Source organism: Paraburkholderia franconis, assembly GCF_009362735.1.
Lineage (GTDB): Bacteria > Pseudomonadota > Gammaproteobacteria > Burkholderiales > Burkholderiaceae > Paraburkholderia > Paraburkholderia franconis.
On sequence record NZ_WHNP01000059.1, the window covers coordinates 21,075 to 42,721 of the forward strand.

Consider the following 21,647-nt stretch of genomic DNA (forward strand, 5'->3'; position numbering starts at 1 on the left):
GGCTGGAGGCGCCGCGTGCCTCCTCGCTCAGATAGCTTCGGACTGACGATGCGCCTCGTTCAGCGCACCGACGACAACGCCTTGTCCAGTTCTTCCGCGGGCACGGCGCCCGGCAGGCGGCGGCCGTCGGCGAGGAAGATGGTCGGCGTGCCGCTCACGTTCATCGATTGGCCGAGCTTCAGGTTCTTGTCGATGGCAGCCGTATCGCAAGTGCCCGGCGCGGTCGGCGCGCGGCGCTCCTGCATCCACGCTTCCCAGGCCTTCGCGCGGTCGGAGGAACACCAGATCGACTTCGACTTCACCGTCGAGTCCGGCGACAGAACCGGGTACAGGAACGTGTACACGGTGATGTTATCCATCGACTTAAGCGTCGATTCGAGCTGCTTGCAGTACGGGCAGTTCGGATCGGAGAACACGGCGATCTTGCGGCTGCCGTTGCCCTTCACCACCTTCACGGCGTCGGCGAACGGCAGGTTCGCGAAGTCGATGCGGTTGATCTCCGCTAGACGCGCCTCCGTCAGGTTCTTGCGCGTCTTCGCGTCGACCATCTCGCCAAGCAGCAGATAGTCGCCCGCCGCGTCGCTGTAGATGATCTGCGAGCCGAGGTTCACTTCGTACAGACCCGCCATCGGCGACTTCGTCACGCTCTTGATCGACGCTTCGCCGAGGCGCGATTGCAGCGTTGCCTTGAGCTTGTCGGTGGTCTGGTCGGCCTGCGCGGAACAGCCGAGCGCGGCCGTCACGACGGCCAGCGCCAGCGCGGCGATGCGGATACGTTGCTTCATGCTGCTACTCCTGATTCGATTTTGGCGCCGATGTTTGCGGCCTTCTGCCGCCTGCGGCGCCCGTGTTTATGTTCCGCCCGTGTTCCCGATCGCGCTTCCGACGCATCGGGAACTGCGTTACGGATGGTATGCCTCGCGGCCTGTCCTGTCACATGCGCCCTGCCGATTGAGGGCGCAACGTCCGTGCCCGGCGTTTCAGCCCAGCGCAGCCGACACCAGCCAGCGTTTGACCAGCGGCTGCCCGCCGACGAACGCCATCCCCGTATTGCGGACCGCGCGCGCGATATTGCCCGGTAGCGAGAACAGCCGCTGGAGGCCATCGGTGGCGATGGTCAGCGCGCGGATGTCCTCGCTGCGCGAGCGTTCATAGCGGCGCAGCAGCACCGTGTCGCCGAGATCGCGGAACGCCTCTTTCTTCGCGATCACGTCTACCAGCGACGCCACGTCGCGCAAGCCCAGGTTCATCCCCTGACCGGCGAGCGGATGGATCAGATGCGCAGCATCGCCGACGAGCGCCACGCGCGGCGCAACCAGCCGGTCGACCGTTTGCAGCGCGAGCGGAAACCCTTGGGCAGGCGTCACGCATTCGAGCTTGCCTAGCGCGCCCATCGTCGCACGTTCGACTTCCGCCGCAAGCTGCGCCGGATCGAGCCTGACGAGCGTGCTCGCATGATCGGTCAGCGCCGACCAGACGAGCGACACGTGGCCGTCGGGCAGCGGCAGCAGCGCGATGATCTCACCGTCGCGAAACCACTGATACGCGGTCTCGCCGTGCGGCCGCTCGGCCTTGAAGTTCGCGACGACGCCCGTCTGCCTGTAGTCGCGCCGGTTCGTCTTCGAGCCGATCTGCGCGCGTACCCACGAATGTGCGCCATCCGCGCCGACCACGAGATCCGCTTCGAGCACGTTGCCGTTCGCGAGGCCGATCGTCGCGCCGCCCGTTTTCACGTCGAGCCCTTGCGCGCGCGTGTCGAGCCACGTGAGATTGGGCTGAAAGCGCAGCGCGGCGTCGAGCGCGTGTTCGATCAGCGACGATTCAGCGATCCACGCAAGCTGCGGCACCGAGGCCTGAAACGCCGAGAAATGCAATTCGGCGTGCGCGTCGCCGTAGACGCGCATGTCGTAGACGGGCGAGAGCCGCGATGCGTCGAGCGCCTGCCACACGCGCAAACGCTCGAGCAGCGCCTGCGAACTCGCGGACAGCGCGTAGATGCGCGAGTCGAACACGGCGTCGCCGGGCAGCGGCTGGCAATGCTGCGCGAGCAGCGCGACGCGCAGCCCGCATTGCGTGAGCGCGAGCGCCGCCGTCTTGCCGACGAGCCCTCCGCCGATCACGGCCACGTCGAAGGATGAGTGGTGAGCGTTCATCCGGGCATTATAGCTGCGAGGGGTGTCGGGGACGGACCGGCGGGACAGCGGTACGGCCGGGTTTGCGCGTTGTTGGGCCGATGGTTGATGCACGTCGGAGGCAGGCGGGATCGACTGGTCGGAATGCGCGCTCCGGCGCTCGCATGGCGCGGCGTCGTGCGGCGGACGCCGCCGTTCCTCCGCCGCCGCAAACGCGCCGCCCGACAGGGTTACAATTGCGGTTTTCGGTTGTCCTGCACGCCGGCGCGCTTTTGCCTCGCGGTCGCGCGGCCGGTGCCATACGACAAGTACGGACGAGTCCGCCCGTGCCGCGCCATCCGGCGCGAGCGGACCTGCGGGCCCGGCCGGCAGTGCGCCGCGTCACGCGTAGCCCACGCGGCAAGTCCGCCCCGTTCGCCGAAGCCCGTCACCACCTGATTTGTAGAGAACCTCATGAGCCTCCAATGCGGCATCGTCGGCCTGCCTAACGTCGGCAAGTCCACCCTGTTCAACGCGCTGACCAAGGCGGGCATCGCCGCCGAAAACTATCCGTTTTGCACGATCGAGCCGAACGTCGGCGTGGTCGAAGTGCCGGACGCGCGTCTGAAGGCGCTCGCGGAAATCGTCAAGCCGGAACGCATCCTGCCCGCCGTCGTGGAATTCGTCGATATTGCGGGCCTCGTCGCCGGCGCGAGCAAAGGTGAAGGCCTCGGCAACCAGTTCCTCGCGAACATCCGCGAAACCGACGCGATCACGCATGTCGTACGCTGCTTCGAAGACGAAAACGTGATTCACGTCGCGGGCAAGATCGATCCGGTGTCGGATATCGAAGTGATCAACACCGAGCTCGCGCTCGCCGATCTGGCGACGGTCGAAAAGGCGCTCACGCGCTACGCGAAGGCCGCGAAGTCGGGCAACGACAAGGAAGCGGTGAAGCTCGCCGCCGTGCTGGAAAAGGTTCGCGCACAACTGGACCAGGCAAAGCCGGTTCGCGGGCTCGACCTGACGGACGAAGAGCGTCTGCTGATCAAGCCGTTCTGTCTGATCACGGCCAAGCCGGCCATGTACGTGGCGAACGTGAAGGAAGACGGCTTCGAGAACAATCCGCATCTGGATGCCGTGCGCAAGTACGCTGAAACGGAAAACGCACCTGTCGTCGCGGTGTGTGCGGCAATCGAAGCAGAAATCGCCGATCTCGCCGATGAAGACAAAGAGGTGTTCCTCGCCGACATGGGCATGCACGAGCCGGGCCTGAACCGCGTGATCCGCGCGGGCTACAGGCTGCTCGGCCTGCAGACGTACTTCACGGCGGGCGTGAAGGAAGTGCGCGCGTGGACGATCCATGTCGGCGACACGGCGCCGCAAGCCGCAGGCGCGATTCATACGGACTTCGAGCGCGGCTTCATCCGCGCGCAGACTATCGGCTTCGACGACTTCATCACGTACAAGGGCGAGCAAGGCGCGAAGGAAGCGGGCAAGATGCGCGCCGAGGGGAAGGAGTACATCGTGCATGATGGCGACGTGATGAATTTTTTGTTCAACGTCTGACGACGAATTGTCAAACGCATCTCGCCGCATGACGCAAGATGCCAGACGCAGAGAAAAGCCGCGCATCGACGCGGCTTTTTTTCGCCCTCGTTGCGCGAACACCAATCGGCGCTTCGGGTAATCGCGCTTTCTCACACCATTCTTCGATGTTAAATTGCCCTTTCGACACCGGACCTGGCACTTAGAAGAATCACCGACGCTTTCCTGTCATCGACCATAACTAGAATCGCGCACCGCACAACGCGCGTTCGATCGCCCAGTCGGGCATGGGACCAGAGTAAGTGCTCTGCATGGGGCAGGAGCAAGTGCTTTAGCACTTACTCCTGCCGACAGCTAAAGCGCCAACTCTGGTCGACCGCTCTGCATGGGACCAGAGTAAGGCGCCGAAGCGCCAACTCTGGTCGACAAAAAAGGAGACTTTCGATGCATAGCAAGCCGCTCTTCCGTTCGCTGTCCGTCGCTGCCGTTCTGGCCTTGGGCGCTCATCAAGGCGCACATGCCGCCACTGAAATCCAGTTCTGGCACGCGATGGAAGCCGCGCTCGGCGAACGCCTGAACGTGATCGCCAACGACTTCAATGCATCGCAAAGCGATTACAAGATCGTCCCCGTCTTCAAGGGTACCTATGACCAGACGCTTGCCGCAGGCATCGCCGCGTATCGCAGCGGCAACGCGCCCGCGATCCTGCAGGTCTACGAGGTCGGCACGGCGACGATGATGCAGGCCAAGAAGGCCGTCGTCCCCGTGTCCGATGTGTTCAAGCAGGCAGGCATGACGCTCGACGAGAAAGCCTTCGTGCCGACCATCGCCAGCTACTACAGCGATTCGAAAACAGGCCATCTGATTTCGATGCCGTTCAACAGCTCGACGCCCGTCCTCTACTACAACAAGGACGCCTTCAAGAAAGCCGGTCTCGATCCCAACGCGCCGCCCAGGACCTGGGCCGAAGTCGAGCAGGATGCGCAGAAGCTGAAAGCAGCGGGCCTGTCGTGCGGCTATTCGTCGGGGTGGCAAAGCTGGATTCAGCTCGAGAACTACAGTGCGTGGCACGGCGCGCCGTTCGCGACGGAAAACAACGGCTTCGACGGCGCCGATGCGCAGCTCGAATTCAACAAGCCGCTGCAGATCGCCCACATCGCGTTCCTGCAGAAGATGGCCAGGGAAGGCACGTTCACCTATGCAGGCCGCAAGGACGAACCCGTATCGAAGTTCTATAGCGGCGACTGCGGGATCATCACGAATTCGTCCGGCTCGCTCGCGACAATCCGCAAGTACGCGAAGTTCAGCTTTGGCACGGGCATGATGCCGTACGACGCAAACGTGAAGGGCGCTCCGCAGAACGCGATCATCGGCGGTGCGAGCCTGTGGGTGCTGTCGGGCAAGGACCCGGCCGTCTACAAGGGCGTCGCGAAGTTCCTCGCTTATCTCAGCTCGCCGCCCGTCGCCGCGAAATGGCATCAGGACACGGGCTATCTGCCCGTCACGACGGCCGCGTATCAGCTGACCCAGCAACAGGGCTTCTACGAGAAGAACCCCGGCAGCGACACGGCCATCAAGCAGATGCTCAACAAGCCGCCGCTGCCGTTCACGAAGGGCCTGCGTCTGGGCAACATGCCGCAGATCCGCACGATCATCGACGAAGAACTCGAACAGGTCTGGGCCGACAAGAAGACGCCTAAAGATGCGCTCGATTCATCGGTGTCGCGCGGCGACGATCTGCTGCGCCGCTTCGAGAAGGCAGGCAGCTGATCAGTACGAGGAGCGCGCTTTCGCCGCTGCATGAAGTTGAATGCGGCAGCAAAGCGCGCCTGATTCGCTCACCGTTGGGAAGGACGTCGATGGACAAGCGCTCCCGCTTCGGCACCAGCTTCCTGCCTTATCTGCTCGTCGCGCCGCAGCTCGCGATTACGCTGCTGTTCTTTCTCTTGCCCGCAGGCGAAGCGCTCTGGCAATCGACGCAGACTCAGGACGCGTTCGGCACGTCGAGCGAATTCGTTGGCTTGGGCAATTTCAGTCAGTTGTTCGCCGATCCGCTGTACCTGTCGTCGTTCGAAACGACGCTGATCTTCTGCGCGCTCGTCACCGTTTCGGGGCTCGCGATCTCGCTGCTGTTCGCCGCCTGCGCGGATCGCGTGACGCGCGGCGCGAAAGCCTATCAGACGCTCTTGATCTGGCCGTACGCCGTCGCACCCGCGATTGCGGCCGTGCTGTGGTCGTTCCTGTTCAACCCGAGCATCGGTCTCGTGACCTTCGCGCTCGGCAAGGCGGGCATCGTGTGGAATCACGCGCTCAATCCCGGTCAGGCGATGTTCCTCGTCGTGCTTGCATCGGTATGGAAGCAGGTCAGCTACAACTTCCTGTTCTTCTATGCGGGCCTTCAGGCGATTCCGCGCTCACTGATCGAAGCGGCCGCGATCGACGGCGCGGGTCCCGTGCGGCGCTTCTTCGGCGTCGCGCTGCCGCTGCTGTCGCCGACGACGTTCTTTCTGCTCGTCGTCAATCTCGTCTATGCATTCTTCGACACCTTCCCGATCATCGATGCCGCAACGGGCGGCGGCCCCGCGCAATCCACGCGCACGCTGATCTACAAGATCTTCGCCGAAGGCTTCCAGGGGCTCGACATCGGCAGCTCGGGCGCGCAATCGGTCGTGCTGATGGTGATCGTCGTCGGTCTGACCGTCGTGCAGTTCCGCTTCATCGAGCGGAGGGTTCAATACTCATGATCGAGAATCGCCGCGGCTTCGACCTCTTCTGCCACGCAGTATTGATCGTCGGCGTGCTGCTGGTCGTGTTTCCCGTCTATGTCGCGTTCTGCGCGGCGACGATGAGCGAGCACGAAGTGTTCAGCGTGCCGCTTTCGCTTGTGCCAGGTACGCATCTGTTCGAGAACGTTGCGAACATCTGGACGCACGGCACGGGCAACGCCGCGAGCCCGTTCGGCGCGATGCTGCTCAACAGTCTCGTGATGGCGCTCGTGATCGCGGTCGGCAAGATCGCCGTGTCGATCATCTCGGCGTTCGCGATCGTGTTCTTCCGCTTTCCGGGCCGCAACGCCGCGTTCTGGCTGATCTTCGTCACGCTGATGCTGCCCGTCGAAGTGCGCATCTTTCCGACCGTGCAAGTCGTGTCGTCGATGCATCTGAGCAACACGTACGCCGGCCTCACGTTGCCGCTGATCGCCTCTGCCACCGCGACGTTTCTGTTCCGCCAGTTCTTCCTCACGCTGCCCGACGAGCTGATGGAAGCCGCGCGCATCGACGGCGCGGGTCCGCTGCGCTTCTTCTGGGACGTGGTGCTGCCGCTGTCAAAGACGAATCTCGCGGCGCTCTTCGTCATCACGTTCATCTACGGCTGGAACCAGTACTTGTGGCCGATCCTGATCACGAGCCAGCAGTCGCTGACGACGGCCGTGGTCGGCATCAAGAGCATGATCGCTTCCGGCGACACGGCGACCGAATGGCATCTCGTGATGGCCGCGACGCTGCTCGCGATGCTGCCGCCGCTCGTCGTCGTGCTGGCGATGCAGCGCTGGTTCGTGCGCGGACTCATTGATGCTGAAAAATGAATGCTGAAAAATGAATGCTGAAAAATGAGGCCGAAAAACGAGTGCTGAAAAACAAGGATAAAAACCCATGTCTGCACTGACGCTGAAAGGGGTGAAGAAATCGTACGACGGCAAGCAGAACGTCCTGCACGGCATCAACGCGGACGTGCGCGACGGCGAGTTCGTCGTGATGGTCGGGCCGTCGGGGTGCGGCAAGTCGACGTTGCTGCGCATGGTCGCGGGCCTCGAAGCGGTCACCGAGGGCGAGATCGCGATCGACGGCAAGGTCGTCAACGATCTCGAACCGAAAGATCGCAACATCGCGATGGTGTTTCAGAACTACGCGCTCTATCCGCACATGACGGTCGCGGAAAACATGGGCTACGCGCTGAAGATCGCCGGGCTGCCGAAATCGAAGATCGAAGCGCGCGTGCTGACGGCCGCGAAGATTCTCGAACTCGAACCGCTGCTGTCGAGAAAGCCGCGCGAGCTGTCGGGCGGCCAGCGGCAGCGCGTCGCGATGGGCCGCGCGATCGTGCGCGAGCCGGCCGTGTTTCTGTTCGACGAGCCGCTGTCGAATCTCGATGCGCGGCTGCGCGTGCAGATGCGGCTCGAAATCCAGCGCCTGCACGGCCGGCTCAAGACGACGAGCCTGTACGTGACGCACGATCAGATCGAAGCGATGACGCTCGCGCAGCGCGTGATCGTGATGAATCGCGGCCACGCGGAGCAGATCGGCGCGCCGACGGAAGTCTACGAGCGGCCCGCGACGACTTTCGTCGCGGGCTTCATTGGCTCGCCGGGGATGAATCTGTTGAACGGCCGGATCGCCGACGACGGCGCTTCGTTCGAAGTCGCAGGCGATGGGCCGAAGCTGCCGCTCGAAGGCGTGCCGTGTATCGGCCGCGAAGTGGTGGCGGGCCGCGTATGCGTGCTCGGCATCCGGCCCGAGCACATGACGCCGGAACAGCCCGGCGCGTCGGCCGCGACGCTCGGCGTCGATTCGTGCGAACTGCTCGGCGCGGATAATCTTGCGCATGGGCGCTGGGGGCGGCACGACGTCACCGTACGGCTGCCGCACGCGCACAGGCCGAGTGCCGGTGAGATGCTTCAGATCGCGCTGCCCGCGCGGCATCTTCACTTCTTTGATGAGGAAGATGGCAAGCGGTTGAATTGAAGTCTTTTCTTGTCTGCGACGCTTTTCGGTATTTTTGGTTTTTCGCGGGCATCCGCGTCAGCGCCTCGCGGCGCGGGGGTTGCCCCTGTCGAGGCGCATCGCGGATGCCAGCGAAAGACGAAGCGAACCACAAAAAAAGCGGTCGCAGACAGAAAGAGAAAGCACCCAAGTACAATGACACATCCGCCCGCCCGGGCGCCGGCACGCGCAGTGCCGTATCCATTCCACGCTCAACTCACGCAAATGGCCCAATACGTCTTCACCATGAACCGGGTCGGCAAGATCGTGCCGCCCAAGCGTCAAATCCTGAAAGACATTTCGCTGTCGTTCTTCCCCGGTGCGAAGATCGGCCTGCTCGGCCTGAACGGCTCGGGCAAATCCACGCTGATCAGGATCATGGCCGGCGTCGACAAGGACATCGAAGGCGAAGCCACGCCGATGCCGAATCTGAACATCGGCTATCTGCCGCAGGAACCGCAGCTCGATCCGCAAAAGACCGTGCGCGAAGCCGTCGAAGAAGGTCTCGGCGACGTGTTCAACGCGCAAAAGAAACTCGACGAAATCTACGCCGCGTACGCGGAACCGGATGCCGACTTCGACGCACTGGCCGCCGAGCAGGCGACGTACGAAGCGATCCTCGCGACGTCGGACGGCGGCAGCGCCGAACAGCAGCTCGAAGTGGCCGCCGACGCGCTGCGCCTGCCGCCGTGGGACGCGAAGATCGAGCATCTGTCGGGCGGCGAAAAGCGCCGCGTCGCACTGTGCAAGCTGCTGCTCGAAAAGCCCGACATGCTGCTGCTCGACGAACCGACCAACCACCTCGACGCGGAATCGGTCGAATGGCTGGAGCAATTCCTCACGCGCTTCCCGGGCACCGTCGTCGCCGTGACGCACGACCGCTACTTCCTCGACAACGCCGCCGAGTGGATTCTCGAACTCGACCGCGGCTACGGCATTCCGTGGAAAGGCAACTACAGCAGCTGGCTCGATCAGAAGGAAGACCGCCTGAAGCAGGAAGAGGCGTCCGAATCGGCGCGTCAGAAGGCGATCAAGAAGGAACTGGAGTGGGTGCGCCAGAATCCGAAGGGCCGTCAGGCGAAATCGAAGGCGCGTATCGCCCGCTTCGAGGAACTGAACAGCCAGGAATATCAGAAGCGCAACGAAACGCAGGAAATCTTCATTCCCGTTGGTGACCGCCTCGGCAATGAAGTGATCGAGTTCAAGAACGTCAGCAAGTCGTACGGCGATCGCCTGCTGATCGACAACCTCAGCTTCAAGATTCCGGCGGGCGCGATCGTCGGCATCATCGGGCCGAACGGCGCCGGCAAGTCGACGCTCTTCCGCATGCTGACGGGCAAGGAACAGCCGGATTCGGGCGACATCATCAAGGGCCCGACCGTCAAGCTCGCGTATGTCGACCAGAGCCGCGACGCGCTCGACGGCTCGAAGACCGTGTTCGAAGCCGTCTCCGGCGGCGCCGACGTGCTGACGGTCGGCAAGTACGAAACGCCGTCGCGCGCGTATATCGGCCGCTTCAACTTCAAAGGCGGCGACCAGCAGAAGATCGTCGGCAACCTGTCGGGCGGCGAGCGCGGCCGTCTGCATCTGGCGAAGACGCTGATCGCGGGCGGCAACATGTTGCTGCTCGACGAGCCGTCGAACGACCTCGACGTCGAAACGCTGCGCGCGCTCGAAGACGCACTGCTCGAATTCGCCGGCTCGGTGATGGTGATCTCGCACGACCGCTGGTTCCTCGACCGTATCGCGACGCACATCCTCGCGTTCGAAGGCGATTCGCAAGTGACGTTCTTCAACGGCAACTACCAGGAGTACGAAGCGGACAAGCGCGCGCGTCTCGGCGAAGAAGCGGCGCGTCCGAAGCGTCTGCGTTACAAGCCGATCACCCGTTAAGCGTTCGCTGTGCCGTCGTCCGCAGACGGACCGCTCGCGCGGTTCGATGCGAACGGCATATGGTTTGCTGGCTCGTCACACGCAGACGAGGAGAAGGCATGGCGATATCGGCGGGCAAGCGTGTGGTGGTGGCCTTGGCGGGCGTGATCGTGCTGCTCGTCGTGATCGCGCTCGGCGGGCTGTATTTCGTGCAACACGAAGTGAAAGAGCGTGTCGTCGAGACGCTCGCGCCGATCGGCAGCGCTCAGAGCATCGACGTCGGCCTCACGTCGATCACACTCAACCGCGTGCGGCTGACGGCGCCCAAAGACTGGCCGACCGCCGACTCACTCACCGCCGAGCAGATCACGATGACGCCCGATGTCGGCGATCTGCTCGCGCATCGCGTGCATATGAAAAGCGTCGTGGTGCACGGCTTCAGTCTCGCGCTGGTGCGCACGGCGAGCGGACGTCTCGAACTGCTGCCGAAGCTGCGGCAAACGCTGAGCCAGCCCGCGAACGCGGCAAGTGGCGCCAGCGCGGCGAGCGGCGCAGCGTCGAGCCGGCCGCCCTTGCCCGCTGAAAAGCTCATCGAACACATCGCGTTCGCAGACGGCCTGTTCGTCTTCTACGACGAATCGGTCAGCAAGCCGCCGTACAAGGTGATCGTCAGCGACGCGAGCGCCAGCGTCGACCACATCCATCTGCCCGAACTCACCGAACCGACCAACCTGTCAGTTCGCGGCTCGATCAAAGGTCCGGAGCACTCCGGCAAGGTGACGTTCGACGGCTGGATGAAAATCGCCAGCAAGGACTCGCAGACGACCACGACGCTGCGCGGCGTCGACGTCGTCACGCTCGACCCGTATCTGCTGAGGAAGGCGGGCGCGAGAACGCAGGTTACGGGCGGCACGCTCGACCTGAACATGCAGGCGAGCGTGACCAGCTATCACATCCACGCGCCGGGCACGGTCACGCTGCATCGTCTGCAACTGGCCGACACGGGCGATCCGCTCGATACGTTCATGCAGATTCCGACCCGCGCCGCCGTCGCCGCGCTGAAGAAGCATGGCGACGACATGACGCTGCACTTCACGATCGACGGCAATTTGCGTGACCCGAAGTTCAAGCTCAACGAAAGCCTGATGACCGAGCTGCGCGCGAACTTCGCGAAAGCGCTCGGCGTCAGTGCAGAAGGCGTCGCGAAGGGCGCGGGTGAAACGGTGAAAGGACTCGGCAACGCGCTGAAGAATCTGCTCGGGCAATGACGCTCGCTTCAACGGCGGTGCCCGGCTGCCACGCTCAGACGGGCAAGCCTAGCGCTCGCAGTCTCGCTTCCGTTTCATCGGCGTTCGTGTGATGCACGCCGTGCCAGCCGAGTTCGGTTGCCGCGTTCGCGTTCTTGATGTTGTCGTCGATGAAGACGAGTTCGTGCGGCTGCACATCCGGCAGATGCGCGCGAATCCGGCGCAGCATTTCGTCGAAGATCGCCGGGTCGGGCTTGACCATCTTCACGCGGCCCGACACGACGATGTCCCTGAAGCGGCGCAACACCGTATAGTGCTCCCACGCATACGGAAAGGTCTCGTCCGACCAGTTCGTCAGGCCGAAGAGCGGCACGTTCGCGGCTTCGAGTTTCTCGACGGTCGCAACGCCGTCGTCGAGCACGCCCGCGACCATCTCGTGCCAGCGCTCGTAGAACGCGCGAATCAGCGGCTCGTGCTCGGGAAACTTTTCGATCAGCTCCGCCGTGCCTTCCGCGATCGGCTGGCCGCCGTCCTGGCGGATCACCCAGTCCATCGTGCAGACATTGGACAGGAACCAGCGGCGCTCGGCGTCGTCGGGAATCAGCGCGCGGTACAGATACTCGGGGCTCCAGTCGATCAGCACGCCGCCGAAATCGAACACGACTGCCTTGATGGTCATGCGAACTCCGTTTGCAGAATGTCGGCGAGGGGACGCACTTTGACGCGCTTGCCCGTCATCGACGAATTGGCCCAGACGAAGTTCTGGTGCTCGACGATCTTGTCGGCGGCGAGGTGCGGCTTGTGCTGGGTCGTGTGAAGATCGGACACGACCGTCGCGCGCAGGCCGAGCAGTTCGGCGCGGCGCGCCGTGGCGTTGACGCAGAACTCGGTCGCGTAGCCACATAGGATCACGCTGTCGATGTCGCCTTGTTGAAGCTGCGCGGCAAGCGGCGTGTCCTGGAACGAATCGCCGACGGTCTTGAAGATGGAACGGTCCTGTGGCTCGCGAACGAGCGCGGCAGGCAATTGCCACGCGTCGCTACCGCGCGAGAGCGGCCCATTCGCGTCGCTCTCGTGCTGCACGATAAACACTGGCGCATTCGCCTGACGCGCCGCCGACGTGAGCCGATTGATGCCGTCGATCACGTCGCCGGCGCGATGAGCTGCCGACGGGCCGCTGAAGAACATCTGCTGTACGTCGATGACGATGACGGCAACACCGGACATGCGAGCCTCGCTATTCGTTAGTCGTTATTTTGGCGGCGGATTTTTGCGGCGAACACGGCAGCGCCGATGCGCGAGACGCCGCCGCAACGAGCGGCCGCGGCGGCGTCCTGCGCGTCAGATTGGCTGCGTGCGCGTTTCGAGCCACGCCTTCGCGTCGCCCGACACATGCGGCGACACGCGCGCGCGCACCATCTCGTGATATGCGTTGAGCCACGCGCGCTCGTCGTCGCGCAGCAGGTTCTGCGCGACGCAGCGCGTGTCGATCGGGCACAGCGTCAGTGTTTCGAATTCGAGGAAATCGCCGAACTCGGTTTTCTGCGCCGGACGGTTCAGCACCAGATTCTCGATGCGAATGCCCCATTTGCCCGGACGATAGATGCCCGGCTCGATCGACGTGATCATGCCCTCTTCCATCGCCGTCCACGCTTCGGCGGGCGCGTAGTGCGAGATCACCTGCGGTCCTTCGTGGACGTTCAGGAAATAGCCGACGCCATGCCCCGTGCCGTGGCCGTAGTCCGCGCCCATTTCCCAGATCGGCGCGCGCGCGATCGCGTCGAGCATCGGCGAACGGATGCCGCGCGGAAACTTCGCGCGAGAGAGCGCCATCGTGCCCTTCAGCACCGTCGTGAAGTCGCGGCGATGCTCGTCGTTGATCGTGCCGATGGGCACGACGCGCGTGATGTCGGTCGTGCCGCTCAGGTACTGGCCGCCCGAGTCGATCAGCAGCAGGCCGTTGCCTTCGATCGTCGAATGCGAAGCGGGCGTCGCACGATAGTGCGGCATCGCGCCGTTCGCGTTGAACCCGGCGATCGTCGCGAAGCTCAGCGTGACGAAGCCCGGCCGGCGCGCGCGCGCCGCCGTCAGCTTTTCGTCGATCGTCAGTTCGGTGATTTTTTCGCGGCCGAGCGCGCCCTCGAACCACGCGAAAAATTCAGCGAGCGCCGCGCCGTCCTGCTCCATCGTCGCGCGCACGTGCGCGGCTTCGGCTTCCGTCTTGCGCGACTTGAAGAACGTCGACGGATTCACCGACTCGACGATCTCCACCGACGCCGGCACCGATTGCAGCAAGCCATACGTGATGCGGCGCGGGTCGATCAGCAGCGTCTGGCCGCCCGGCAGTGCGGCGAGCGCGTCGGCGGCCTTGGTGTACGGCTCGACACGGATGCCGTCGCGGGCCAGCGACTCCGCCAGTTCCGCAGGCACCTTGCCGTCCGTCACGAAAAGTGACGCGCGATCCAGCCCGATCAGCGCATGCGCGACGAACACCGGGTTGTAGTTCACGTCCGCGCCGCGCAGATTCAGCAGCCAGGCGAGGTCGTCGAGCGTCGAGATGAAGTGCCACTGCGCGCCCTTTTCCTGCATCGCGCGGCGAATACGGTCCAGCTTTTCCGCGCGGGAAACGCTCGCGTGCGGCGCGACGTGCTCGTAGACGGCGCCCGTCGGCAGCGGCGGACGCTGCGGCCAGACGGTGTCGAGCAGATCGGAGTCGGTGCGCAGCTTGACGCCGCGCGCCGTCAGCGCATCGCTCAGCGCGCGCGCCGCCGCGACGCCGAGCACGGCGCCGTCGACGCCAACCGTCGCGCCCGCCGGCACGTTCTGCGCGAGCCAGTCAATGTGCGGCGCCGTCATCTGGCCGCCGAACATTTTCATCAGCTGAATGCCCGTGCCGGCCAGTTGCGCCTCGGCCTGCACCCAATAGCGGCTGTCGACCCACAGGCCGGCGAAGTCGGCCGTCACGACCAGCGTGCCGACCGAGCCAGTGAAGCCGGACAGCCACTCGCGGCCTTGCCAGCGGCCCGGCAGATATTCGGAGAGATGCGGATCGGCCGACGGCACGAGCCAGGCGGCGAGCCCTTGCTGAGTCATCGCGCTGCGCAGTTGTGCAATGCGCTCGGGGATCGAGGCGGTTTCGGGGAGTCGTACGTTCATCGGTTTCACCTGCAAAGATTCATCGACGGGATAACAAGCCGACCGTCACGGCAACGGCAACAAGAGCGAAAGCGGTGCAGACGGGCCATTCGAGCGTATCGCCGTCATGGAAAAGCTGAACGACGTTGCCAGCCATGTGCGCGATGGCCGCTCCCGCCATGCCGACGAGGAGCGCCACCCACAGGCTCACGCGGCTCGCGCGCCGCAGCGGATGCAGCCACCAGCTGACCAGACCGACGACGGCGCCAAGGAGGATCAGGCCGGGCCAGCCCATCAGCGCACTCCGCCGCGCATCATCAATTTAAGACTTTTCTGATAGGCGGCTGTTTTATCAATGGCTAGCATTTTTTCTCTTTCACTAGAAGGTCAGCACGGCTTTCTGCGTAGCGGTTGAGTTTAGGGGCCCGGGGTAAGGTTAGGCAAGCCGAAAGCCTCCCGCGCCAGGCCGCTGCGTCCCGCCCTTCGTCCCATGCGAATCGCCCTTATCGAGCCCGACCTGCGGCATGCGGAAATTGTCGGCCGGCTGCTGTTTGCCGGTGGGCATGCCTGTCACCACTTTTCCGCCAGCGCGCCGTTTTTGGCGGGCGCCGCTCGAGAATTCTTCGATCTTCTCGTCACCGACGCCTTTTGCGGCGACGCCGCCGCCGAAGACGTGATCGCGCGCGTGCGCGAGGTGTTGCCCGGTCTGCCCGTCGTCGTGCTGATGACCTCGCCACGCGAAAGCGAACTGGTTGCGACATTGCAGGCGGGCGCCGACGATTGTCTCGCGAAGCCCGCGCGCGGTCCCGAAATGCTTGCGCGCATCGACGCGCTGATGCGCCGCGCCGGCATCCGCCGCCCGCGCAACCGCGCGCGGGAAATGTTCGGCGAATACGCGTTCGATACAGGCCGCTCGGTCGTCACCTTTCGGGGCCAGAGCGTAGCGCTGACGCCGAAGGAACTCCAGTTCGCGCTGCTGCTGTTCACGAATATGTCGCGGGCCGTTTCGCGCGCACACATCCTCGAAACCGTCTGGTCGCGCCGCCGCGACGTTAAGTCGCGCACGCTCGATACCCATGCATCGCGCATCAGGACCAAGCTCGAATTGCGGCCGGAATTCGGCTACACGCTGGTTCCGCTGTACGGCTACGGCTACCGTCTGGACCAGATTCCCGTAGAAAAGGCAGATGGCGCGGATAAGGCACTCGCCAATGAAAGATTCGTGGAAACACTATAATATTGGGCCTAACCATAGCCCCAATACGTCGCCCTGCAAGGCCGTAGCGTCCCCGTGCAACTCTTAACGATCGGAATCAATCACCACACCGCGCCCGTTGCCCTGCGCGAGCGCGTGGCGTTTCCGCTCGAACAGATCAAGCCGGCGCTCTCGACGTTCAAGGACATCTTCCTGGGCCGCACGGCCCGTATCGCGCCGGAAGCGGCGATCCTGTCGACCTGCAACCGCACCGAACTGTACTGCGCCACCGACGACCACGCCGCCCGCGAAGCGGCGATCCACTGGCTGTCGAAGTACCACAACATCGCCGTCGATGAACTCGCGCCGCACGTGTACGCGCTGCCGCAGTCCGAAGCCGTGCGCCACGCGTTTCGCGTCGCGTCGGGGCTCGACTCGATGGTGCTCGGCGAGACGCAGATCGTCGGCCAGATGAAGGATGCCGTGCGCACTGCGTCCGAAGCCGGCGCGCTTGGCACGTATCTGAACCAGCTGTTCCAGCGCACGTTCGCCGTCGCGAAAGAGGTGCGGACCACGACGGAAATCGGGGCGCAATCTGTTTCGATGGCGGCGGCCTCGGTGCGCCTCGCGCAGCGCATTTTCGACAAGGTGTCGAACCAGCGCGTGCTGTTCATCGGCGCGGGCGAAATGATCGAGCTGTGCGCGACGCACTTTGCCGCGCAGCAGCCGCGTGAGCTGGTCGTTGCGAACCGCACGGCCGAGCGCGGCGAACGCCTCGCCGGCCGCTTCAACGGCCGCGCGATTCCGCTGTCCGAACTGCCCGCGCGCATGCACGAATTCGACATCATCGTGTCGTGCACGGCGTCGACGCTGCCCATCATCGGTTTGGGTGCCGTTGAGCGCGCGGTGAAAGCGCGCCGTCACCGGCCGATCTTCATGGTCGATCTCGCCGTGCCGCGCGACATCGAACCGGAAGTCGGCCAGCTCGAAGACGTGTTCCTGTACACCGTCGACGATCTCGGCGCGATCGTCCGCGAAGGCAATGCGTCGCGGCAAGCCGCCGTCGCGCAAGCCGAAACGATCATCGAGACGCGCGTGCAGAATTTCATGCAGTGGCTCGACGCGCGCAGCATCGTGCCCGTCATCCGCCATATGCATACCCAGGCCGACACGCTCCGGCGCGCCGAAGTCGAGAAAGCGCAGAAGATGCTCGCGCGCGGCGAGGACCCCGCCGTCGTGCTCGAAGCACTGTCTCAAGCGCTGACGAACAAGCTGATCCACGGTCCGACGCACGCGCTCAACCGCGCCAGCAGCGAAAATCGCGATCAGCTGATCGAGCTGATGGGCGGCTTCTACAAACACGCTCACTCTTCGTCGGAGCGTTAGCGGCGCTCCAAGCCGACGCATCGCGCGTGTTGCCGTCCAGGCCCGCACAGTGCTCTATCCGCAGTGTCCCGGGCATTCGTCGCCGGTTCTCGTCCCGAATCCCGAATCCAGCCGTCCTTTCCGGAGTCCGCTCCGAGCGCCCCAATGAAAACGAGCATGCAAGCCAAGCTCGACCAGCTCACTACCCGGCTGGCCGAACTGAACGACCTGTTGAGCCGCGAAGACATCACGTCGAGCATCGAGCAATACCGCAAGCTCACGCGCGAGCACGCGGAGCTGCAGCCTGTCGTCGAACATTACGGTCTGTGGCGCCAGGCGCTGAACGATGCGGCGACGGCGCAGGAACTGCTGTCGGACGCATCGATGAAGGATTTCGCGGAAGAGGAAATCCGCACAGCGCGCGAGCAGATGGAAAAGCTCGAAGGCGAACTGCAGAAGATGCTGCTGCCCAAAGACCCGAACGATGACCGCAACATCTTCCTCGAAATTCGCGCGGGCACGGGCGGCGACGAGTCCGCGCTCTTCGCGGGCGACCTGCTGCGCATGTACCTGCGCTACGCGGAGCGCAACCGCTGGCAGGTCGAGATGATGTCGGCGAGCGAATCGGATCTGGGCGGCTACAAGGAAGTGATCGTGCGGATCGCGGGCGACGCCGCGTACTCGAAGCTCAAGTTCGAATCGGGCGGGCATCGCGTGCAGCGCGTGCCCGCGACGGAAACGCAGGGCCGCATTCACACGTCGGCGTGCACGGTTGCGGTGATGCCGGAAGCGGATGAAATCGGCGAAGTCGAAATCAATCCCGCCGATCTGCGCATCGACACGTTCCGCGCATCCGGCGCGGGCGGTCAGCACATCAACAAGACAGATTCGGCCGTGCGCGTGACGCACCTGCCGACGGGCATCGTCGTCGAATGCCAGGACGATCGCTCGCAGCACAAGAACAAGGATCGCGCGCTGAAGGTGCTCGCCGCGCGCATCAAGGACAAGCAGTACCACGAGCAGCACGCGAAGGAAGCGGCTACGCGCAAAAGCCTGATCGGCTCGGGCGACCGCTCGGAGCGCATTCGCACTTACAACTTTCCGCAAGGCCGTCTCACCGATCACCGGATCAACCTGACGCTGTATCGCCTTGAAGCGATCATGGCAGGCGATCTCGACGAACTGATCGCGGCGCTGGTGTCCGAGCATCAGGCGGAATTGCTGGCGTCGCTCGGCGACGCGGACTGAGCCGGGCATGAATACAGCCGATACCGTCGCTACGCTGCTGCGCGCGTCGCCGCTACCTGCGCTCGAAGCGCGCATTCTGCTCGGGCATGCGCTCGGCTGGCGCCGCACGGCACTGATCACGCGCGCCGACAATGCGCTCGATCCGCAGCAAGTCGCGGCGTTCCGCGAGCTTCAGGCGAGACGTGTCGATGGCGAGCCCATTGCGCAACTCATCGGATCGCGTGAATTCTTCGGGCTCGATTTCGAAGTCACGCGCGATGTGCTCATTCCCCGCCCTGAAACCGAATTGCTCGTCGAAACGGCCGTGCAGGCGCTCGAAGCGCGCGCCGCACGTGCCCGCGTGCTCGATCTCGGCACGGGGACGGGCGCGATCGCCGTGTCGATTGCGTGGTCGCGCCCGGATGCGCGCGTCTGGGCCGTCGACCGGTCGTCGGAAGCACTGGCTGTTGCCACGCGCAATGCGATCCGGCTGCTCGAGCCGAAGCGCCCCGGTGGCGACGTGCAGTTCGCGCAAGGCGACTGGTACGGCGCGCTCGACGCCTCGCTTACGTTCGAGGTGATCGTCAGCAACCCGCCGTATATCGCGAGCGGCGATCCGCATCTGTCGCAAGGCGATCTGCGTTTCGAACCGCGCGGCGCACTCACCGACGAGGCTGACGGCCTCTCGGCGATCCGCGCGATCGTCGCGGGCGCGACGTCGAGGCTGGCACCCGATGGCGTGCTGTGGATGGAACACGGCTACGACCAGGCGGAAGCCGTCCGCGAAATTCTGGCGGCGCAAGGCTTCGCCGATGTCCGCTCCGAGTGCGATCTGGCCGGCATCGAACGCATCAGCGGCGGGCACTGGCCGGACTGACACGCGACGAAATCACGGCGCCCTGTGGGATTCCGCCACCGGTCGGCATCGGCGAAATCCGCTATCATTTGACTCTATCCCCAACACATACCGGAACCGCAAGGTCAGTCATGGACACGCAACAACGCATCAAGCAAATCGTCGACGAAAACCCCGTCGTGCTTTTCATGAAAGGCAACGCGCAATTCCCGATGTGCGGCTTCTCGGGCCGTGCGGTGCAAATTCTGAAGGCATGCGGCGTCGATCAGTTCAAGACGGTCAACGTCCTCGAAGACGAAGCCGTGCGCCAGGGCATCAAGGAATACTCGAATTGGCCGACGATCCCGCAGCTGTACGTCAAGGGTGAATTCGTCGGCGGCTCGGACATCATGATGGAGATGTATCAGTCGGGCGAACTGCAGCAGCTCTTCGCCGCAGCCTGATTTACGCAGACGGGCGCCGCACGCCATGGAACCTCGCGCCGCGGCGCCACGTCGTCTCATCATCGCCATCACGGGAGCGACGGGCGCGATCTACGGCGTCCGGCTGCTTCAAACGCTGCGCAAGCTTGGCGGCGTCGAAAGCCATCTGCTGATCTCCAGCGCGGGGTGGCTCAATATTCAGCACGAACTCCAGTTGTCGCGTGACGACGTGCATCCGCTCGCGGATGTCGTTCATTCCGTGCGCGACGTCGGCGCAAGCATTGCGTCGGGCTCGTTTGCGACCGACGGCATGATCATCGCGCCCTGCTCGATGAAAACGCTCGCGAGCGTGGCGCACGGACTCTCCGACAATCTCATCACGCGCGCCGCCGATGTCACGCTCAAAGAGCGTCGGCGACTCGTGCTGATGGTTCGCGAAACGCCGTTCAATCTCGCGCATCTGCGCAACATGACGGCCGTCACCGAAATGGGCGGCGTGATCTTTCCGCCGCTGCCCGCGTTCTACAACCGGCCGGCGACGATCGACCTGATGGTCGACGATACCGTCGCGCGCGTGCTCGATCTGTTCGCGCTGGGCCCGGCGCTCGCGCCGGCGTGGCAAGGGCTGAATAGTCCGGCGCAATAAGCCGGGCGCGGTTGTCTCACCTCTCACGGCCGCGCGAGCCGTTCATTCGACTGGATTCGCAACAGCAGCGAGACAATCAAATCCACCCAGTGCCGTTTATCAATCGCGAGTGCGGACGTATATTCGTATCAACGAAACCTTTCCGGCCTGAATGGCCCGCACCGCCATGACCCGCTTGCCTTCCCTCTTTCTGTCGCACGGCGCGCCGACGCTGCCGATCGATCCGTCGATGCCGCGCGAGCAATTCGCCTCGCTTTCCGCCGAGGTGCCGCGCCCGAAAGCGATCCTGATGCTGTCCGCGCATTGGGGCACGCTGCAGCCAGCCGCCAGTACATCGGACGCGCCTGAGACGATTCACGACTTTTACGGCTTTCCGCGTCAGCTGTATGAGATCCAGTACCCGGCGCCCGGCGCGCCCGACGTCGCGCGGCGCGCGGCGGAATTGCTCGGCGAACAGGGCATGCCGACGGCGACGCAACCGCACGGCCTCGATCACGGCGCGTGGGTCCCGATGCTGCTCATGTTCCCGCATGCCGATGTGCCGATCGCCCAGTTGTCGATCCAGCCACGGCTCGATCCCGCGCATCACTTCCGCGTGGGGCGCGCACTGCGTCCGCTGCAGGACGAGGGCGTGATGATCGTCGGTTCCGGCCAGATCACGCACAATCTGCGCGAGGCGGATTTCTCGGCGCGGCCCGAGGATGCCGATCCGCGCGTCACCGAATTCACCGACTGGTTCGAGACGCATCTTGCCGCCCGCGATATCGACGCGCTGCTCGACTATCGCCGCCAGGCGCCGCACGCCGTGTTCATGCATCCGACCGACGAGCACCTGTTGCCGGTATTCGCAGCGCTCGGCGCGGCAGCCGACGATTACGAGCTCGGCATTCAATCGCTCGGGACGTTCCAGCGCTCGCTGGCGATGACGAACTACGTGTTCGGCAACGCATAAGCGCCGCCGTCGCCGGATCGGCATAGGGGACGGCCATGAGGCCGTACCCCTGCCACACCACCCGGCATGCGGGTCCGCACCGGGCGGTTCGGGAAGTTGAGGTTACGAGAGTCTTGGCACACCCAGCCGATCGAAGTATGCGAGGGTCAGCACGCGATTCAGGAGCTGGCCGCTGTTACGCCACCAGCGACGGCTGTTCGCCGCCACCTGGTGCGCCACAGCGGACGGTGCCCCCAGCGCCCGTAGCTCCCGGTAGATGGTCGGCCCGCGGCGCCATTGCTTAAGCTGGATGACGCGCAACCGGTGACGCA

At 64.3% G+C, this 21,647-nt stretch carries 20 protein-coding genes and 1 pseudogene; 14 read left to right on the forward strand and 7 right to left on the reverse strand.

The genetic code is table 11. The annotated features are described in order from the left end of the window. Positions 1-59: 59 nt before the first annotated feature. Together GCT13_RS36455 and GCT13_RS36460 are read right to left on the reverse strand one after the other, a co-directional pair. Positions 60-785, reverse strand: coding sequence for a DsbC family protein (locus GCT13_RS36455; RefSeq protein WP_152766679.1), 726 nt, complete (start codon positions 783-785; stop codon positions 60-62). A 195-nt stretch (positions 786-980) separates the two neighbouring features. Then, positions 981-2,153: a UbiH/UbiF family hydroxylase gene (locus GCT13_RS36460; RefSeq protein ID WP_152766681.1), complete on the reverse strand. Its 1,173-nt coding sequence runs from the start codon at positions 2,151-2,153 to the stop codon at positions 981-983. Between the two features lie 432 nt (positions 2,154-2,585). Here GCT13_RS36460 and ychF point away from each other — a divergent pair, with 432 nt between their 5' ends. From ychF to GCT13_RS36495, 7 genes are all read left to right on the forward strand, one after another. Beyond that, positions 2,586-3,680 carry a redox-regulated ATPase YchF gene (gene ychF / locus GCT13_RS36465; RefSeq protein ID WP_152766683.1) on the forward strand — a complete coding sequence of 365 codons (1,095 nt, stop codon included), beginning with the start codon at positions 2,586-2,588 and terminating at the stop codon, positions 3,678-3,680. 423 nt (positions 3,681-4,103) lie between these two features. After that, complete coding sequence (gene ugpB, locus GCT13_RS36470) at positions 4,104-5,429, forward strand: sn-glycerol-3-phosphate ABC transporter substrate-binding protein UgpB (protein WP_152766686.1); 1,326 nt, start codon at positions 4,104-4,106, stop codon at positions 5,427-5,429. An 89-nt stretch (positions 5,430-5,518) separates the two neighbouring features. Next, the gene (gene ugpA, locus GCT13_RS36475; RefSeq protein WP_152766688.1) at positions 5,519-6,403 is read left to right on the forward strand and encodes a sn-glycerol-3-phosphate ABC transporter permease UgpA; all 885 of its coding nucleotides are present in this window, start codon (positions 5,519-5,521) and stop codon (positions 6,401-6,403) included. Further along, complete coding sequence (gene ugpE / locus GCT13_RS36480; RefSeq protein ID WP_152766690.1) at positions 6,400-7,245, forward strand: sn-glycerol-3-phosphate ABC transporter permease UgpE; 846 nt, start codon at positions 6,400-6,402, stop codon at positions 7,243-7,245. Before ugpA ends, ugpE begins: the two co-directional genes overlap by 4 nt. Before the next feature lie 67 nt (positions 7,246-7,312). Beyond that, positions 7,313-8,401, forward strand: a complete 1,089-nt coding sequence (locus tag GCT13_RS36485; RefSeq protein ID WP_152766692.1) for a sn-glycerol-3-phosphate import ATP-binding protein UgpC — start codon at positions 7,313-7,315, stop codon at positions 8,399-8,401. 243 nt (positions 8,402-8,644) lie between these two features. After that, a complete protein-coding gene (gene ettA, locus GCT13_RS36490; protein WP_152766694.1) occupies positions 8,645-10,312 on the forward strand; it encodes an energy-dependent translational throttle protein EttA in 1,668 nt (555 codons plus the stop codon). A gap of 98 nt (positions 10,313-10,410) precedes the next feature. After that, positions 10,411-11,559 carry a DUF748 domain-containing protein gene (locus tag GCT13_RS36495; RefSeq protein ID WP_152766696.1) on the forward strand — a complete coding sequence of 383 codons (1,149 nt, stop codon included), beginning with the start codon at positions 10,411-10,413 and terminating at the stop codon, positions 11,557-11,559. A 34-nt stretch (positions 11,560-11,593) separates the two neighbouring features. Here GCT13_RS36495 and GCT13_RS36500 read toward each other — a convergent pair whose 3' ends face one another. The 4 genes from GCT13_RS36500 to GCT13_RS36515 all read right to left on the reverse strand — a co-directional run bounded on the left by GCT13_RS36500 (position 11,594) and on the right by GCT13_RS36515 (position 14,968). Further along, a complete protein-coding gene (locus GCT13_RS36500) occupies positions 11,594-12,217 on the reverse strand; it encodes an HAD family hydrolase (RefSeq protein ID WP_152766698.1) in 624 nt (207 codons plus the stop codon). After that, positions 12,214-12,765 (reverse strand): isochorismatase family protein, encoded by a 552-nt coding sequence (locus GCT13_RS36505; protein ID WP_152766700.1) that lies wholly within the window; start codon positions 12,763-12,765, stop codon positions 12,214-12,216. Before GCT13_RS36505 ends, GCT13_RS36500 begins: the two co-directional genes overlap by 4 nt. 114 nt (positions 12,766-12,879) lie before the next feature. Next, positions 12,880-14,694 (reverse strand): aminopeptidase P family protein, encoded by a 1,815-nt coding sequence (locus tag GCT13_RS36510; protein ID WP_152766702.1) that lies wholly within the window; start codon positions 14,692-14,694, stop codon positions 12,880-12,882. A gap of 19 nt (positions 14,695-14,713) precedes the next feature. Next, a complete protein-coding gene (locus GCT13_RS36515; protein WP_152766704.1) occupies positions 14,714-14,968 on the reverse strand; it encodes a hypothetical protein in 255 nt (84 codons plus the stop codon). Positions 14,969-15,163: 195 nt separating this feature from the next. Here GCT13_RS36515 and GCT13_RS36520 point away from each other — a divergent pair, with 195 nt between their 5' ends. The 7 genes from GCT13_RS36520 to GCT13_RS36550 all read left to right on the forward strand — a co-directional run bounded on the left by GCT13_RS36520 (position 15,164) and on the right by GCT13_RS36550 (position 21,336). Continuing rightward, entirely contained in the window at positions 15,164-15,910 is a 747-nt protein-coding gene (locus GCT13_RS36520; RefSeq protein WP_152766706.1) for a response regulator transcription factor, read from the forward strand. A gap of 54 nt (positions 15,911-15,964) precedes the next feature. Beyond that, the gene (hemA, locus tag GCT13_RS36525) at positions 15,965-17,254 is read left to right on the forward strand and encodes a glutamyl-tRNA reductase (RefSeq protein WP_321574863.1); all 1,290 of its coding nucleotides are present in this window, start codon (positions 15,965-15,967) and stop codon (positions 17,252-17,254) included. A 144-nt stretch (positions 17,255-17,398) separates the two neighbouring features. Next, the gene (gene prfA / locus GCT13_RS36530; protein WP_152766710.1) at positions 17,399-18,481 is read left to right on the forward strand and encodes a peptide chain release factor 1; all 1,083 of its coding nucleotides are present in this window, start codon (positions 17,399-17,401) and stop codon (positions 18,479-18,481) included. 7 nt (positions 18,482-18,488) lie between these two features. Then, entirely contained in the window at positions 18,489-19,337 is an 849-nt protein-coding gene (prmC, locus tag GCT13_RS36535) for a peptide chain release factor N(5)-glutamine methyltransferase (protein ID WP_152766712.1), read from the forward strand. Between the two features lie 110 nt (positions 19,338-19,447). Further along, positions 19,448-19,759: a Grx4 family monothiol glutaredoxin gene (grxD, locus tag GCT13_RS36540; protein WP_090873640.1), complete on the forward strand. Its 312-nt coding sequence runs from the start codon at positions 19,448-19,450 to the stop codon at positions 19,757-19,759. A gap of 25 nt (positions 19,760-19,784) precedes the next feature. Next, positions 19,785-20,384 carry a UbiX family flavin prenyltransferase gene (locus GCT13_RS36545; RefSeq protein WP_152766713.1) on the forward strand — a complete coding sequence of 200 codons (600 nt, stop codon included), beginning with the start codon at positions 19,785-19,787 and terminating at the stop codon, positions 20,382-20,384. A gap of 166 nt (positions 20,385-20,550) precedes the next feature. Then, positions 20,551-21,336, forward strand: a complete 786-nt coding sequence (locus GCT13_RS36550) for a DODA-type extradiol aromatic ring-opening family dioxygenase (RefSeq protein WP_152766715.1) — start codon at positions 20,551-20,553, stop codon at positions 21,334-21,336. A gap of 102 nt (positions 21,337-21,438) precedes the next feature. Here the strand turns inward: GCT13_RS36550 and GCT13_RS36555 are convergent. Then, a pseudogene (locus GCT13_RS36555) lies at positions 21,439-21,647 on the reverse strand (group II intron reverse transcriptase/maturase); the annotation flags it as partial.